Origin of the sequence: Burkholderia pyrrocinia, assembly GCF_022809715.1 — a bacterium.
Classification (GTDB): domain Bacteria; phylum Pseudomonadota; class Gammaproteobacteria; order Burkholderiales; family Burkholderiaceae; genus Burkholderia; species Burkholderia pyrrocinia_C.
Genome location: NZ_CP094459.1, coordinates 3,115,136 through 3,130,307, shown reverse-complemented (window position 1 = coordinate 3,130,307; position 15,172 = coordinate 3,115,136). Strand labels below are relative to the sequence as shown.

The window sequence follows — 15,172 nt, the reverse complement described above, 5'->3', positions numbered from 1 at the left end:
CGGAAGTGCGCGCGGGCAGCGTAGCGGCACGACGCGGCGCCGCGTAGGTAGTCCGTCGTCCGGTCAGCCCGCGGCGCGCAGCCGCGCGTCGAGTTCGCCGAGCTGCGCGGGCGTGCCGACGTTCTCCCAGACGCCTTCGTACAGTTCGCCGCTCGCGCGGCCGGCTTCGATCGTCGCGCGGAAGTACGGCGTCAGTGCGCGTCGCGTGCCGGGCGCGAGATCGCGGAACATCCGCGTGTCGTACAGGCCGATGCTGCCGAACGTGACGCGCTCGCCGCCGTCGAGCGACAGGCGCCCGTCGCCACCGAGCACGAAGTCGCCGGACGGATGGAACGGCGGATTCGGCACCATCACGAGATGCATCGCGGGCGCGTCGAGTGCCGACATGCGCGCGGCGGGGGCGGCGAGCTTCCCGTAATCGAACTCGGCGAACACGTCGCCGGCCACCGCGACGAACACTGTCGGCCGCCCGTCGGGTTCCAGCAGCGGCAATGCCTGCGCGATGCCGCCGGCGGTTTCCAGCGCTTCGCCCTCGGCCGAATACGCGAGCCGCACTCCCCAGCGCGAACCGTCGCCGAGCGAGGCCTCGATCCGTTCGCCGAGCCATGCATGGTTGATCACGATCGTCTCGATGCCCGCGCGTGCGAGCGCTTCGATCTGCCAGACGATCAGCGGCTTGCCGCCCGCTTCGAGCAGCGGCTTCGGGCGGGTGTCGGTCAGCGGGCGCATCCGTTCGCCGCGCCCGGCGGCGAAGATCATCGCCGTGGTCAGGGTGTCACTCATGTTCGGCCGGGTGTCAGGACAGTCAGAACGTATAGCCCACGTCGGCCGGCGCGTTGCCCTCGAGTTCGTCGAGCAGCTTCGCGAACGGCACGAGCGGGCGATAGCGCAGCGCGACCTTGCGCGCATACGCGAGGAAGCGCGGCAGGTCGTTCAGGTAGTGCGGCTTGCCGTCGCGGTAATTGATGCGCGCGAACAGGCCGAGGATCTTGATATGGCGCTGCAGCCCCATCCATTCGAGCTGGCGGTAGAACTCGCCGAAATCCGGATCGACCGGCAGGCCGGCCTTTTTCGCCTTTTCCCAGTAGTACGCGAAGCAGTCGAGCTCGAACTCCTCGTCCCAGCTGACGAACGCGTCGCGCAGCAACGACACGACGTCGTACGTCAGCGGCCCGTAGACGGCGTCCTGGAAGTCGAGCACGCCCGGATTCGGCTCGCAGACCATCAGGTTGCGCGGCATGAAGTCGCGCAGCATGAAACCCTGCGGCTGCGCGTGCGCGCTGGCGACCAGCAGTGCGAAGGTGCGGTCGAGCGTGCCGCGCATCGCGTCGGTGACGGGCTTGCCGAGGTGGCGGCCGACGAACCATTCGGGCAGCAGCTCCATTTCGCGGCGCAGGAACGCTTCGTCGAACGGCGGCAGCACGTCGGGCTTCGACGTGAGCTGGAAGCGGATCAGCGCGTCGAGCGCGTCGCGCATCAGCGGCCGCGCGGCGGCCGGGTCGGCCGGATCGAGCACCGAGATGTACGACGTGCGGCCGAGGTCCGTCACGAGCATGAAGCCCGCGTCGAAATCGTGGGCCAGGATGTCCGGCACGTGATCGCCGGCCGCGGCGAGCAATTGCGCGACCTGGACGAACTCGCGGCACTTCTCGGGCGGCGGCGCGTCGACGGCAATCAGCGTGCCGCCGGCGCTCGTGGCCGACGCGACACGGAAATAACGGCGGAAACTGGCGTCGGACGACGCAGGCGCGAGGGTCGACAGGTCAAGGGCGTAGCGCCCGGCGAGCGGGCGCAGCCACGCGGTGAGTGCGTCGAGGCGGGCGTCGGGCTGGGATGCGGCGGATGGCGGCGTCATGAAACTCGGGGGAGGGGGGAACGTCTTGCCATATAATACCCCACGACTTTTTTGACGCGCCCCGCGTCAGCTTCCGCCGTACAGGTCCGCTGCCTGTCGCGCCGTCCGCCCGATCGCCTCCCCGGTTTGCGCTCAGCCGCAGTCGCGGTTCGACGGCGCGGCCCGCCGTGCGCGAGTGTGCCGTGAAGGCGCGGTTGACAAGGGGCGATTCGCCAAACGATAGATGCCGCCCAAACCGCTATTCCCGAATGTTTTCCCCGGTGACGGGGCGCCGCGCAAACGGCGGCTCGCGCTCGCGCTCCTGGCCGTGCCGGGCCTCGTGCCGGCCGTGTCGTACGCGCAGCTGTCGGGCGCGGCTGCGCAGCCGCAGCCGCTCGACTCGCCGTGGGATCTGCGTCTCGCACCCCAGCTCGAGGATCATCCGCTGAAGGACGGCGCGAAGCCGGCCGCCTTCGTGATCGCCGACCACACGAGCGGCACGGCCGAGCAGGATCTGGCCGCGAAGGGTTCGGCCGAACTGCGGCGCGGCGAAGCCGTCGTGAAGGCCGACGCGATCCACTACGATCAGGATACCGACATGGCCGATGCGTACGGCCAGGTCAGGATAGTCAACGGCGGCACGTCGTTTGCGGGCCCCGAGGCGCATCTGAAGATCGAGGCGAACCAGGGCTTCATGACGGCGCCGAAGTACCACTTCAACGTGACGGGCGGGTCGGGCAGCGCGGAGCGCGTCGACATGGTCGACAACGAGCGCTCGGTGTTCGTCAACGGCACGTACACGGCGTGCCAGTGCTCGACGAACCCCGCGTGGTACATCAAGGGCAGCCGCTTCGACTTCGATACGGGCGCCGACGAAGGCACCGCGCGCAACGGCGTGCTGTTCTTCCAGGGCGTGCCGATCTTCGCGAGCCCGTGGCTGACGTTCCCGCTGTCGGGCGAGCGGCGCAGCGGCCTGCTGCCGCCGACGTTCTCGATGAACTCGAACAACGGCTTCGAGCTGTCGCTGCCGTACTACTTCAACATCGCGCCGAACCGCGACCTGACGCTTACGCCGCGCATCATCTCGCGGCGCGGCGTGATGGCCGAAGCGACGTTCCGCTACCTGTCGCCGTCGTATTCGGGCACGTTTACGGCCAATTACCTGCCGGATGACCGGCTCGCGCACCGCAACCGCTACGCGATCTACTGGCAGCACCAGCAGAACTTCGGCGGCGGCTTCGGCGGCTACGTCTACTACAACAAGGTCTCGGACAACACCTATCCCGAAGATCTCGGTTCGACGAACCAGTTCATCAACGGGACGCAGACGCTGTACCAGCAGGAAGCCGGCCTCACGTACAACAACGGCCCGTGGTCGGTGCTTGCGCGTTACCAGCACTGGCAGACGCTGCCGCCGTCGATCGCGCCGTACAGCCGCGAGCCGCAGTTGAACGTGAAGTACACGAAGTACAACGTCGGCGGCTTCGACTTCGGCGCGGAAGCCGATTATTCGCGGTTCCGCATCACGACGGCCGATGCGACCGAAGGCGACCGGATCGTCTTCAACCCGTACATCGCATACGGCGTGTACGGCCCCGGCTACTTCGTCGTGCCGAAGGTTCAGTACCACTTCGCGTCGTACGACCTGAGCCACCTGTCGTCGGGCACGCCGAACAACCCGAAGCGCTTCACCGAGTCGATCCCGACCGTGACCTTCGACTCGGGCCTGATCTTCGACCGCTCGGTGCGCCTGTTCGGGCAGGACTTCATCCAGACCCTCGAGCCGCGCCTGTACTACGTGTACACGCCGTATCGCGACCAGTCGAACGCGCCGCTGTTCGACACCGCGGAATCGGACTTCGGCCTCGCGGAGATCTACCAGCCGAACACGTTCGTCGGCAACGACCGGATCGCCGATGCGAACCGGATCACGGCCGGCCTCACGTCGCGCTTCATCGATCCGCGCACCGGCGACGAGCGTGCGCGCTTCGTGATCGCGCAGCAGTACTACTTCGCCGATCAGCGCGTCACGCTGAACCCCGGGCAGAGCGCCGTGCTGGCGCGCCACTCGGACCTGATCGTCGGCGCCGCGCTGAAGCTCGGTTCGGGCTTCATGTCGGAAACGGCGTTCCAGTACAACCAGAACAACAACCAGCTCGTGAAGTCGAGCATCGGTTTCGGCTACAGCCCGGGCGAGCGCCGCGTGATCAACGTCGGCTACCGCTATACGCGCTCGAACACCACGCTCGACAACCAGCCGATCAACCAGTTCCTGGTGTCCGCGCAGTGGCCGCTCACGCGCCGCCTGTATGCGATCGGCCGCTTCAACTACGATCTCGCCGGCGATCGCGTGGTCGACGGTCTGCTCGGCTTACAATACGACGCGGATTGCTGGGCGCTCGGGGTCGGGGTGCAGCGGGCCGCGAACGGCATCAATTCGTCGGGACAGCAGAACTCGTCGACGCGCTTCATGATGCAATTGACGCTCAAGGGCTTGTCGACCGTCGACAACGGCCTCGTGTCCGCATTCCGCGCCGGGGTGCCGGGCTACACGCCGCTGCCGCCGCCGCCGCCGCCGATGTCCCGCTTCAGCAACTACGAGTAACGCCGGCTTGTCTGCACCGGTCAGCACGATTTCAATGGAGTATCAGTGGCAATGAAGAAATCCCTTCGTTTCGCGGCAGTCGTGTCCAGCCTCGCCGCGTCCGCCGCGCTGCTCGCCGCCGCGCCGGCCGCGGCGCAGGCGCTCGGTTCGCGAGGTGCGCAGCTCGCCGACGAAGTCGTCGCGGTCGTCAACAACGACGTGATCACGGGTCGCGAACTCGACCAGCGCGTCGGCCTGATCGCGCGCCGGCTGCAGCAGCAGAACGCGCCGGTGCCGCCGGCCGACCAGTTGCGTGCGCAGGTGCTGAACCAGATGGTGCTCGAGCGGATCCAGGTGCAGAAGGCCAAGGACGACGGGATCCGCATCGACGACGCGACCGTGCAGTCGACGCTGCAGCGTCTCGCGCAAGCGAACGGGATGACGCTCGAGCAGTACCGCGCGCGTCTGGAGTCGCAAGGCGTGCCCTGGAGCATCTTCACGAGCGATGCGCGTACCGAGCTGATGCTGTCGAAGCTGCGCGAGCGCGAGGTCGACGGCAAGATCACCGTGTCGGACGCCGAGGTCGCGAACTACATCGCGAGCCAGCGCGGGCCGAACGCGGCACAGCAGCAGGACCTGCGCTTCCAGCACATCTTCATCAAGGCGCCGACCAACGCGCCGCAGGCCGACATCGAAGCCGCGCAGAAGAAGGCCGACGCGCTGCTGCAGCAAGCGAAGTCGGGCGCCGATTTCGAGCGGCTCGCGAAGAACAACTCCGAAGCAAACGACGCGAAGAAGGGCGGCGACCTCGGCTTCAAGGCGCCGAGCGCGCTGCCGGCCGAAGTCGTCGATGCCGCATCGAAGCTGCGCCCGGGCCAGGTCAACCCGACGCTGATCCGCGTGCCGGACGGCTTCGAGATCGTGCGTCTCGTCGACCGCCGCCAGAGCCAGGGCGCTTCCGCCGCGGCGCCGAAGATCGTCCAGACGCACGTGCGCCACATCCTGCTGCGCGTGGGCGAAGGCAAGTCGGAAGGGCAGGCGCGCCAGCAACTGGCCGACATCCGCAACCAGGTCGAGGCCGGCGGCGATTTCGCGAAGTTCGCGCGTACCTACTCGCAGGACGGTTCGGCGTCGCAGGGCGGCGATCTCGGCTGGATCAGCCCGGGTGAAACCGTGCCGGAATTCGAGCGTGCGATGAACAACCTGCAGGACGGCCAGATCAGCCAGCCGATTCGTACCGAGTACGGCTACCACCTGATCCAGGTGCTGAACCGCCGCGAGGCGGAAGGCTCGGTGCAGCAGCAGATGGACATCGCGCGTCAGGCGATCGGCCAGCGCAAGGCCGAGCAGGCATATGCCGACTGGCTGCGCGAGCTGCGCGACTCGTCGTACGTGCAGTTCAAGATCGGCGGCGCCGGCCCGGCGAACTGAACGAGCCTCCGATGACCACGCCCGCGCTGCAGATCGCGATCACGACCGGCGAACCCGCGGGCGTCGGCCCTGAGCTGACCGTGCAGGCGCTGCGAGATGCCGCGCAGCGCTGGCCCGACGCGCATTTCACCGTGCTCGGCGATGCGGCGCTGCTCGACGCGCGCGCGGCGGCGGTCGGCGCGAGCCCTGCAACGCTCGCCGGCGGGCAGGTGTCGGTCGCGCATCACGCGCTCGCCGCTCCCGTGCAGGCGGGCAAGCTGGATGCGGCGAACGGCCGGTACGTGCTCGACCTGCTCGACACGGCGATCGACGGCGCGCTGGCGGGCCGGTACGACGCGATCGTTACCGCGCCGCTGCAGAAGAGCACGATCAACGATGCGGGCGTGCCGTTCACCGGCCATACCGAATACCTGGCCGAGCGCACGCATACGCCGCGTGTCGTGATGATGCTGGCGGGCACCGGTGCCAGGCCGCTGCGCGTCGCGCTCGCGACCACGCACCTGCCGCTGAAGGACGTGTCGGCCGCGCTGACGATCGACGGGCTCGTCGAGACGCTCGCGATCATCGATCGCGACCTGCGGCGCGACTTCGGTCTCGCCGCGCCGCGCATCCTCGTGACGGGCCTGAACCCGCACGCGGGCGAGAACGGTTATCTCGGCCGCGAAGAGATCGACGTGATCTCGCCGGCGCTGGCCCGCGCGAACGCGCAGGGTATCGATGCGCGCGGCCCGTATCCGGCCGACACGCTGTTCCAGCCGCGCCATCTGGCCGATGCCGATTGCGTGCTCGCGATGTTCCATGACCAGGGGTTGCCCGTGCTGAAGTACGCGACGTTCGGCGAGGGCATCAACGTGACGCTCGGGCTGCCGATCATCCGCACGTCGGTCGATCACGGCACCGCGCTCGATCTGGCCGGCACGGGCCGCGCGGATCCGGGCAGCATGGTCGCCGCGCTCGATACGGCCGTCACGATGGCGCGCCATCGCCGCGCGGCCTGACGCGGCCCGACCTCACCCCATTCGTCGTATTTTTCGTTTTACTGAGTCGATGTCGAACAGCAGACAGCACCAAGGCCACTTCGCGCGCAAGCGCTTCGGGCAGAACTTCCTCGTCGATCACGGCGTGATCGATTCGATCGTGTCGACGATCGGCCCCGCGCGCGGCCAGCGCATGGTCGAGATCGGCCCCGGGCTCGGCGCGCTGACCGGGCCGCTGATCGAGCGTCTCGCGACGCCCGAGGCGCCGCTGCACGCGGTCGAGCTCGACCGCGACCTGATCGGGCGCCTGCAGCAGCGCTTCGGCGCGCTGCTCGAACTGCACGCGGGCGACGCGCTCGCGTTCGACTTCGGTTCGCTCGCGGCGCCCGGCGACAAGCCGTCGCTGCGGATCGTCGGCAATCTGCCGTACAACATTTCCAGCCCGCTGCTGTTTCACCTGATGACGTTCGCCGACGTGGTCATCGACCAGCATTTCATGCTGCAGAACGAAGTCGTCGAGCGGATGGTCGCAGAGCCGGGCACGAAGGCGTTTTCGCGGCTGTCGGTGATGCTGCAGTACCGCTACGTGATGGAAAAGATGCTCGACGTGCCGCCCGAATCGTTCCAGCCGCCGCCGAAGGTCGATTCGGCGATCGTCCGGATGATTCCGTACGAGCCGCACGAACTGCCGGACGTCGATCCGGTGCTGCTCGGCGAAATCGTCACCGCCGCGTTCTCGCAGCGCCGCAAGATGCTGCGCAATACGCTCGGCGACTATCGCGAGACGATCGATTTCGATGCGCTCGGCTTCGATCTCGCGCGCCGTGCGGAGGACGTGAGCGTGGCCGAATACGTCGGCGTCGCGCAGACGCTCGCGGCGGTGCGCAAGGCCGGGTAACGCGCATGGCGCGGGCCGGACCACCGGATGTCGCGATGAGGCTGCCCCGCGGGGCAGCTTTTTTATTGCGCTCGTGCCTTTCTTCGCATGTGCGGCTGCCGCCTGCCGTCACGCCCGCCTGCGCGGCGGCGTGTTGACGAGCGCGATGCCGGTCAGCACGAGCGCGGCCGCGGACATGAAGCGCCAGCCGACCGATTCGCCGAGCAGCAGCACGCCGAACGCGACGCCGAACAGCGGCGACAGGAACGTGAATACGGACAGCCGCGACGCGCTGTAGCGCGTCAGCAACCAGAACCACGACAGGTAGCTGACGAACGCGACGATCACCGACTGGTACGCGAGGCTTGCCACCGCGACCGGCGTCACATGCGCGAACGACATCTGGCCGAACAGCGCGGCCAGCGCGACCAGTACGACCGCCGACACCGCGAGCTGGTAGAACAGCGTCTTGCTCGCACTTGCGTGCGCGAGCGCCGTCGAACGCACGACGACCGTCGTCGCGGCCCACATCGCGCCGCCGAGTATGCCGAGCGCGTCGCCGGCCAGCCCCGCCAGCACCGATGCGCCGGGCGCGCGCGGCGTCAGGAAGCCGTCCGCGAACGCGAGTGCGATACCGGCGAACGCGAGGCCGACGCCGGCCCACTGCGCGCGCTGCAGCCGTTCGCCCGGCGCGAACAGGTGCAGGCCGAGCGCGGTGAAGCAGGGCGCCGTGTACAGGAAGATCGCCATGTGCGACGCGCTCGTCAGCGTCAGCCCGAAGAATACGCAGACGAATTCGCCGGCGAACAGCGCACCGGCCGCGAGGCCGGCGCCGAACGTGCCGTCCGCGTGGAACAGCGGCGTGCCGCGCGCGCGGGCCCAGCCCCACAGCAGCAGCGCGGCAATCACCGAGCGCAGCCCGGCCTGGAACATCGGCGCGATGGCGGCATTTGTGCTCTTGATCGCGACCTGCTGGAAGCCCCAGATCGCGCACAGCAACAGCATCAGGCCCACCGCGCGCATGTCGAGCGCGCGGCGCATGGGCGTGGCGGCAAGCGTGGTCATCGGCGAGCCTCGCTGATTCGATAGGGCAGCAGCAGCGAGATCGGGTGGGCGGCGCGTTCGGCGCGCTCGAATCGGCGGTTTCGCACGAGAGTTTAGAGAGGCGCGAGATGGTCTTGGAGTCGGGAACGAGAATCTAAACTTGGACCTCGCAGCCTCGGAGCGGGCTCACGGTGGACGAACATTCGAAGGGCAATGTAAGCGCCGCCTATGGTCCTCTGTGCGATGAGAGTTGGAGGCTTCACGCTTTGTGAGGTTTAGTCGACTCGACCTTTTTTCTGGATCAGTTCAATTTTGTAGCCATCGGGGTCCGCGACAAAGGCGATCACGGTTGTACCGTGCTTCATAGGGCCGGCTTCGCGCGCCACGACGCCACCGCGCTTTTTTACTTCTTCACAGGCGGCATACGCGTCTTCCACTTCCAGCGCGATATGACCGTACCCCGTTCCCAAGTCGTACTTGTCGGTGCCCCAGTTGTAGGTCAATTCGATAGCTGCGGCTTCGGACTCGTCTTCGTAACCGACAAATGCCAGCGTGAACTTTCCATCAGGGTAGTCGTGCTTTCGGAGCAGACGCATGCCGAGGACCTCGGTGTAGAAGCGGATGGACGCGTCCAAATCGCCTACGCGAAGCATAGTGTGCAGGATTCGCATGAGTAGTCCTTTGATGGCGCGTCGAAAGACGCATTGAGAACCCGCAATTGTAGAGGATATGGAGTTGACCTGCTTTTCGCCCCAACTTGTCCCTTGACCGGCAGTTTCTTCCGCAGGTTAGGATGACCGGCATGATTCTTGTCTACCGCTACCGCGTGAAGTCGCTCAACGGACTGCTCAACAAACAGAGCCGTGCGGTGAACTACGTCTGGAATTTCTGCAACGACACGCAGAAGCACGCGCTCAAGTGGAGCAAGAGGTGGCCGACCGGCTTCGACCTGAATGTGCTCACGACCGGCAGCAGCAAGGAACTCGGCATTCACTCGGGAACGGTCAACGCAACGTGCGAGCAGTACGCGAAGTCGCGCAGCCAGCACCGGCGCCCTTACCTGCGCTATCGCGGCAGGAAATCGCTTGGCTGGGTGCCGTTGAAAGGCCGCGACATGAAACGTGAAGGCGACGCGTTTCGCTTTGCCGGCCATACTTTCCGCGTGTTCAGCAGCCGGCCGCTCCCTGAAGGCAAGATCAAGGACGGAACCAATTTTGCGCAGGATGCGCGCGGCAACTGGTTTCTCAACATCGTGATCGAGATGCCCGATGTTCAGGCGCGCCCGATCCGTTCCGGCGTCGGCCTCGATCTCGGTCTGAAAGACTTCGCCACACTTTCGACCGGCGAGAAGCTGCCTAACGACCGGTTCGGCCAGCGCGCGGCCGAAAAGCTGGCGAGAGCCCAACGCGCGCGAAAGCACAAACGACATATCGCGAAGCTGCACGCGAAAGTGGCGAATGCCCGCGCCGATTTCCAGCACAAGCTCGCACTCGATCTGGTGCGACGCTTCGACTACATCGCGGTCGGCAATGTGTCGGCCACCAAACTCGCCAGAACCAGGATGGCGAAGAGCATCTACGACGCATCCTGGTCGTCCTTCCGAAACAAGCTTCGTCACAAAGCGATGGCGCACGGAGTCACGTTCGAGGAAGTGGACGAAAGCGGTTCTACCCAGTCCTGTTCGGCGTGAGGGTCGAGAGACAGCACGACGCGGCCGAAAGGTATCGCGGGACTGCGAGTAAGAGAGTGGACCTGCGGTGACTGTGGCGTCGAGCATGATCGTGATACCAACGCTGCGCTGAACATTCTCCGATGCGGGCGTGCATCGCCAGTAGTGGGAATCCACTGCCGTTTGGCGGTGGAGGACGTCAACCAGAAGAAGGCGCACTGAGCGCGGGATGAGCAGGCCGCGGCGCGCGATGCATGTGGCGGCCGGTCGAACGAACGGGCGGTGCGGGGTGACCCGCAGCGCCCGTTTGCATTTGCGCGCGAGGAAAGACTGCGCGCGTTACAGCGACGGCAGCAGCTCGGGCGGGTGATGCTTGAGCGTGTGCCGCGCTTCGCGGAACTCGGGGAAGATCGATTCGACGGTCTGCCAGAAGGCGGGGCTGTGGTTCATCTCGCGCAGGTGCGACAGTTCGTGCGCGACCACGTAGTCGACGATCGACATAGGGAAATGGATCAGCCGCCAGTTCAGGCGGATCTTGCCGTCGCTCGAGCAGCTGCCCCAGCGCGTCGCGGCCGACGACAGCGCGTACATCGAATACGTGACGCCCAGCTTTTCCGCATAGACCGCGAGGCGTTCGCCGAAGATCCGCTTCGCCTCGCCCTGCAGCCAGCCCTGCACGCGATCCTTGATCTGCTGCATGTCGGCCTGCGCGGGCAGCGGCAACGACAGCCGCAGCGCATCGGCGTCGAACCCGACGGCGCCCGCGCCGAGCGCGATCGTCACCGTCTTGCCGAGATACGGAAGCTGCGCGCCGTCGCGCCAGTCGATCTGCGGCAGCGCGCGCTGCTCGGTGCGCGTTTTCCACTCCGCGAGCTTCGCGAAGATCCAGCGTTGTTTCTCGGAGATCGCGGCTTCGATGTCGGCGAGCGTGACCCAGCGCGGCGCGGTGATCGACAACCCGCTGCCGTCGATCGTGAAGCCGATCGTGCGGCGCGCCGAGCGCTTCAGGCGGTATTCGAGCACGCGGCTGTCGAGTGCGAACGTGCGCACGCGCGAGCGGTCGGGGGCCGGGCCCGGATCGAGCGGTGCGGCGGGCGCCGCTTCAGGCGGCGCCGGCGGCGTAGCGGGCGCCGACGGTGCGGCGGCCGGCCCGTCGAAGAGCGGCAGATCCATCTGGCGATGATCGAGAGCCACGACGGCTGGCCGTGGCCGCGGACGCTGTTTCATCAGTTCGCTTCTTTTTGACGTACGCAACGGCTGCAACCCGCGGGATTCAGACTCGCGCGGCATCGCGCGTGCCGGCATTGCCCGCTTGACGATACGCATCGGGATCGATACGGCGCATTTCCGCTTCGATCCATGCTTCGACCTGCGAGTTCAATGCATCGGGCGTGAGGCCGGTCGAATCGATCGGCTTGCCGATCGACACGGTGACGACGCCCGGGAATTTCATGAACGAGTTGCGCGGCCACACCCGTCCTGCATTGTGCGCGATCGGCACGACGGGCGTGCCGGTTTCGATCGCGAAGCGCGCGCCGCCCGTCTTGTACTTGCCCTGCTTGCCGACCGGCGTGCGCGTGCCCTCGGGGAACATGATCATCCATGCGCCTTCCGACAGGCGCTTCTTGCCCTGGCGGATCACCGAGTTGAACGCGTTCTTGCCTTCCTTGCGGTTGATGTTGACCATGTGCAGCATCCCGAGCGCCCAGCCGAAGAACGGCACGTACAGCAGCTCGCGCTTGAACACGTAGCAGAGCGGCTTCGGCATCAGCGCCGGAAACGCGAGCGTCTCCCACGCGGACTGGTGCTTCGACAGCAGCACGGCCGGGCCGTCGGGCAGGTTGTCCATCCCTTCGATCCGGTAGCGGATGCCGTTCAGCCAGCGCACGACCCACAGCGTCGACTTGCACCAGCCGGCCGCCATCCAGTAGCGCGCGTCGGGGCGCATGAACGGGAACGCGATGAAGCACGCGGTGGCATACGGCACCGTGTACAGGATGAAGTAGATCAGCAGCAGCAGGGAGCGGACGAAGCGCATCGGCGTGAGTCTGGCGTTGGGGAGGATGCGCGCGGCAGCCGCATCACTCGTGTTCGTGTGAAAGGAAATCGAGCGCAAATGCGCGCAGGTCGTCGTGGACCTTCGTGCCGGGCGGCAGATTGCCGGCGGCGAGCGTTTTCTTGCCCTTGCCGGTCAGCACGAGGTGCGGCTGGAAGCCGACCGCGACACCGGCCTGCAGGTCGCGCAGCGAATCGCCGACGGCCGGCGTGTGACCGGGATCGATCTCGAAGCGCTCGGCGATCATCTGCATCATGCCGGGCTTCGGCTTGCGGCAGTCGCAGTGATCCTCGGCCGTATGCGGGCAGAAGAACACCGCGTCGATGCGCGCGCCGACCGCGGCCGCCGCGCGATGCATCTTCAGGTGCATCTCGTTGAGCGCGGCCATGTCGAACAGCCCGCGACCGATGCCGGACTGGTTGGTCGCGACGACCACGCGATAGCCCGCGTGGTTGAGCCGGGCGATCGCCTCGAGGCTGCCGGGCAGCGCGATCCATTCGTCGGGCGTCTTGATGAACGCATCCGAATCGACGTTGATCACGCCGTCCCGGTCGAGGACGACGAGCTTTCGGGTGGGGCTGGTCGGCATCGTGCGGCCCTTATGCGGCGAGCTTCGAGATGTCGGCGACGCAGTTCATCTGCTGGTGCAGTGCCGACAGCAGCGCGAGACGGTTCGCTCGCAGCGCGGGATCTTCCGCGTTGACCATCACGTCGTTGAAGAACGTGTCGACCGGTGCGCGCAACGCGGCGAGCGCCGACAGCGCGCCCGTGTACGCACGCGCCTCGAGCTGCGACTGCACGTGCGGCGTCACGGCCGCGAGCTGTTCGTGCAGCGCCTTCTCGGCGGCTTCGACGAGCAGCGCCGGCTGTACCGCGCCGTTCACGCCGCCTTCCGACTTCTTCAGGATGTTCGAGATCCGCTTGTTCGCGGCCGCGAGCGCTTCGGCTTCCACGAGAAGCGTGAATTCGCGCACCGCGTCGAGGCGTGCGACGAGATCGTCGACGCGCGTCGGGTTCAGGCTCAGCACGGCGTCGACTTCGCCGGCCGAATAGCCGCGCTCGCGCAGCAGGCCGCGCAGGCGATCCATGAAGAACGCGAAGATCGCATCGGTCGATTCGGCGACGCCCGGCACGCCTTCGAAGCGCGCGTGGGCCGTGCGCAGCAGCGACACGAGATCGAGCGGCAACTGCTTCTCGAGCAGCAGGCGCAGCACGCCGAGCGCATGGCGGCGCAGCGCGAACGGATCCTTCTCGCCGGTCGGCGCGAGGCCGATGCCCCAGATGCCGACGATCGTCTCGAGCTTGTCGGCGAGCGCGACGGCGGTCGATACGGGCGTGGTCGGCAGCGCGTCGCCGGAGAAGCGCGGCTGGTAGTGCTCGGCGCACGCGAGCGCGACGTCGTCGGCTTCGCCGTCGTGGCGCGCGTAGTACGTGCCCATCGTGCCCTGCAGTTCCGGGAATTCGCCGACCATGTCGGTCAGCAGGTCGGCCTTCGCGAGGCGTGCGGCGCGCTTCGCGTGCACGGCGTCGGCGCCGATCGAGGGTGCGATCTCGCCGGCCAGCGCCTCGAGGCGCTCGACGCGCGCGAGCGCCGAGCCGAGCTTGTTGTGATAGACGACGTTCGCGAGCAGCGGCACGCGGTCGGCGAGCGGCTTCTTCTTGTCCTGCTCGAAGAAGAACTTCGCATCGGCGAGGCGCGGGCGCACGACGCGCTCGTTGCCTTCGACGATCTCGTCCGGCGTCTTCGTCTCGATGTTCGACACGATCAGGAAGCGCGAGCGCAGCTTGCCGCCGATATCGGTCAGCGCGAAATACTTCTGGTTCGTCTGCATCGTGAGGATCAGGCATTCCTGCGGCACCTGCAGGAATTCGTCCTCGAAGCGGCACGGGTAGACGACCGGCCATTCGACCAGCGACGTCACTTCGTCGAGCAGCGATTCGGGCATCACGACCGTGTCGCCGCTCGCGTGCTCGTTCAGTTGCGTGCGGATCGTTTCGCGGCGATCGGCGAAGTGCGCGATCACGCGGCCCTTGTCGCGCAGCGTGTCGGCGTAGGCGCGCGCATGCTGGATCGCGACGAGGCCGTCGGACAGGAAGCGGTGGCCGAGCGTGGTGTCGCCGGCGTCGATGCCGAACGCGGTGACGGGCACGATGCGATCGTCGTGCAGCACCGTCAGGCGATGCACGGGGCGCACGAACTGCACGTCGGAGCCGTCCGGGCGTTGATACGTCATCACCTTCGGGATCGGCAGCTTCGCGAGCGTTTCGTCGAGCGCGGCCTGCAGGCCGTCGGCGAGCGTCGCGCCGGCTGCCGAATAGTTGATGAAGAACGCTTCGGCCTTGCCGTCCTGCGCGCGCTCGAGATCGGCGATCGACAGGTTCGGGTGGCCGAGCGCCGCGAGCTTCTTCGCGAGCGGGGCCGTCGGCTTGCCTTCGGCGTCGAGCGCGACCGACACGGGCAGGACCTTTTCGCGGACCTGTTTTTCAGGTGCGACGGCGCGCACGTTCTGCACGACGACGGCGAGGCGGCGCGGCGTGGCGTAGCGTTCGAACACGAGTTCGCCTTCGACGAGGTCGCGCGCCGCGAGGCGTTGCGCGAGACCTTCGGCGAATGCGTCGCCGAGGCGCGCGAGGGCCTTCGGCGGCAGCTCTTCGGTCAGCAGTTCGACGAGCAGGGGAGCGGGATGATTGTGCGTCATG

General features: G+C 67.1%; 12 protein-coding genes and 1 pseudogene. 5 read left to right on the top strand and 8 right to left on the bottom strand.

Annotated features, from left to right (window positions below):
• Nucleotides 1–63: 63 nt before the first annotated feature.
• Together murU and MRS60_RS14465 are read right to left on the bottom strand one after the other, a co-directional pair.
• Nucleotides 64–783, bottom strand: coding sequence for an N-acetylmuramate alpha-1-phosphate uridylyltransferase MurU (murU, locus tag MRS60_RS14470; RefSeq protein WP_243564892.1), 720 nt, complete (start codon nucleotides 781–783; stop codon nucleotides 64–66).
• 22 nt (nucleotides 784–805) lie between these two features.
• Nucleotides 806–1,855, bottom strand: coding sequence for an aminoglycoside phosphotransferase family protein (locus MRS60_RS14465; protein ID WP_105391408.1), 1,050 nt, complete (start codon nucleotides 1,853–1,855; stop codon nucleotides 806–808).
• A 223-nt stretch (nucleotides 1,856–2,078) separates the two neighbouring features.
• Here MRS60_RS14465 and MRS60_RS14460 point away from each other — a divergent pair, with 223 nt between their 5' ends.
• The 4 genes from MRS60_RS14460 to rsmA are packed head-to-tail and all read left to right on the top strand — an operon-like array spanning nucleotide 2,079 to nucleotide 7,724.
• The gene (locus tag MRS60_RS14460; RefSeq protein WP_243564891.1) at nucleotides 2,079–4,439 is read left to right on the top strand and encodes an LPS-assembly protein LptD; all 2,361 of its coding nucleotides are present in this window, start codon (nucleotides 2,079–2,081) and stop codon (nucleotides 4,437–4,439) included.
• Nucleotides 4,440–4,490: 51 nt separating this feature from the next.
• Nucleotides 4,491–5,849 carry a peptidylprolyl isomerase gene (locus MRS60_RS14455; protein ID WP_105391409.1) on the top strand — a complete coding sequence of 453 codons (1,359 nt, stop codon included), beginning with the start codon at nucleotides 4,491–4,493 and terminating at the stop codon, nucleotides 5,847–5,849.
• 11 nt (nucleotides 5,850–5,860) lie between these two features.
• Nucleotides 5,861–6,847: a 4-hydroxythreonine-4-phosphate dehydrogenase PdxA gene (gene pdxA, locus MRS60_RS14450; protein WP_243564890.1), complete on the top strand. Its 987-nt coding sequence runs from the start codon at nucleotides 5,861–5,863 to the stop codon at nucleotides 6,845–6,847.
• 49 nt (nucleotides 6,848–6,896) lie between these two features.
• Entirely contained in the window at nucleotides 6,897–7,724 is an 828-nt protein-coding gene (gene rsmA / locus MRS60_RS14445; RefSeq protein WP_243564889.1) for a 16S rRNA (adenine(1518)-N(6)/adenine(1519)-N(6))-dimethyltransferase RsmA, read from the top strand.
• A 108-nt stretch (nucleotides 7,725–7,832) separates the two neighbouring features.
• Here the strand turns inward: rsmA and MRS60_RS14440 are convergent, their stop codons facing one another.
• Together MRS60_RS14440 and gloA are read right to left on the bottom strand one after the other, a co-directional pair.
• Nucleotides 7,833–8,768 (bottom strand): DMT family transporter, encoded by a 936-nt coding sequence (locus MRS60_RS14440; RefSeq protein ID WP_034178981.1) that lies wholly within the window; start codon nucleotides 8,766–8,768, stop codon nucleotides 7,833–7,835.
• 254 nt (nucleotides 8,769–9,022) lie between these two features.
• On the bottom strand, nucleotides 9,023–9,418 hold the full coding sequence (gene gloA, locus MRS60_RS14435) for a lactoylglutathione lyase (RefSeq protein WP_034178980.1): 396 nt from the start codon (nucleotides 9,416–9,418) through the stop codon (nucleotides 9,023–9,025).
• A gap of 131 nt (nucleotides 9,419–9,549) precedes the next feature.
• Here gloA and MRS60_RS14430 point away from each other — a divergent pair.
• A pseudogene (locus MRS60_RS14430) lies at nucleotides 9,550–10,638 on the top strand (RNA-guided endonuclease InsQ/TnpB family protein).
• 117 nt (nucleotides 10,639–10,755) lie between these two features.
• Here MRS60_RS14430 and MRS60_RS14425 read toward each other — a convergent pair.
• The 4 genes from MRS60_RS14425 to glyS are packed head-to-tail and all read right to left on the bottom strand — an operon-like array spanning nucleotide 10,756 to nucleotide 15,171.
• Nucleotides 10,756–11,643, bottom strand: coding sequence for a M48 family metallopeptidase (locus tag MRS60_RS14425; RefSeq protein WP_034179426.1), 888 nt, complete (start codon nucleotides 11,641–11,643; stop codon nucleotides 10,756–10,758).
• 46 nt (nucleotides 11,644–11,689) lie between these two features.
• Nucleotides 11,690–12,454 carry a lysophospholipid acyltransferase family protein gene (locus MRS60_RS14420; RefSeq protein WP_034178979.1) on the bottom strand — a complete coding sequence of 255 codons (765 nt, stop codon included), beginning with the start codon at nucleotides 12,452–12,454 and terminating at the stop codon, nucleotides 11,690–11,692.
• 43 nt (nucleotides 12,455–12,497) lie between these two features.
• A complete protein-coding gene (gene gmhB / locus MRS60_RS14415; RefSeq protein ID WP_034178978.1) occupies nucleotides 12,498–13,061 on the bottom strand; it encodes a D-glycero-beta-D-manno-heptose 1,7-bisphosphate 7-phosphatase in 564 nt (187 codons plus the stop codon).
• Between the two features lie 10 nt (nucleotides 13,062–13,071).
• Complete coding sequence (gene glyS / locus MRS60_RS14410) at nucleotides 13,072–15,171, bottom strand: glycine--tRNA ligase subunit beta (RefSeq protein WP_243564888.1); 2,100 nt, start codon at nucleotides 15,169–15,171, stop codon at nucleotides 13,072–13,074.
• Nucleotide 15,172 lies beyond the last annotated feature (1 nt).

Bases quoted from the DNA above. Each gene is read 5' to 3' on its own strand.
- MRS60_RS14460 (WP_243564891.1), top strand. From the start codon at position 2,079: ATGCCGCCCAAACCGCTATTCCCGAATGTTTTCCCCGGTGACGGGGCG.
- gmhB (WP_034178978.1), bottom strand. From the start codon at position 13,061: ATGCCGACCAGCCCCACCCGAAAGCTCGTCGTCCTCGACCGGGACGGC.
- MRS60_RS14465 (WP_105391408.1), bottom strand. From the start codon at position 1,855: ATGACGCCGCCATCCGCCGCATCCCAGCCCGACGCCCGCCTCGACGCA.
- glyS (WP_243564888.1), bottom strand. From the start codon at position 15,171: ATGACGCACAATCATCCCGCTCCCCTGCTCGTCGAACTGCTGACCGAA.
- MRS60_RS14425 (WP_034179426.1), bottom strand. From the start codon at position 11,643: ATGAAACAGCGTCCGCGGCCACGGCCAGCCGTCGTGGCTCTCGATCAT.
- MRS60_RS14440 (WP_034178981.1), bottom strand. From the start codon at position 8,768: ATGACCACGCTTGCCGCCACGCCCATGCGCCGCGCGCTCGACATGCGC.
- rsmA (WP_243564889.1), top strand. From the start codon at position 6,897: ATGTCGAACAGCAGACAGCACCAAGGCCACTTCGCGCGCAAGCGCTTC.
- MRS60_RS14455 (WP_105391409.1), top strand. From the start codon at position 4,491: ATGAAGAAATCCCTTCGTTTCGCGGCAGTCGTGTCCAGCCTCGCCGCG.
- pdxA (WP_243564890.1), top strand. From the start codon at position 5,861: ATGACCACGCCCGCGCTGCAGATCGCGATCACGACCGGCGAACCCGCG.
- murU (WP_243564892.1), bottom strand. From the start codon at position 783: ATGAGTGACACCCTGACCACGGCGATGATCTTCGCCGCCGGGCGCGGC.
- MRS60_RS14420 (WP_034178979.1), bottom strand. From the start codon at position 12,454: ATGCGCTTCGTCCGCTCCCTGCTGCTGCTGATCTACTTCATCCTGTAC.
- gloA (WP_034178980.1), bottom strand. From the start codon at position 9,418: ATGCGAATCCTGCACACTATGCTTCGCGTAGGCGATTTGGACGCGTCC.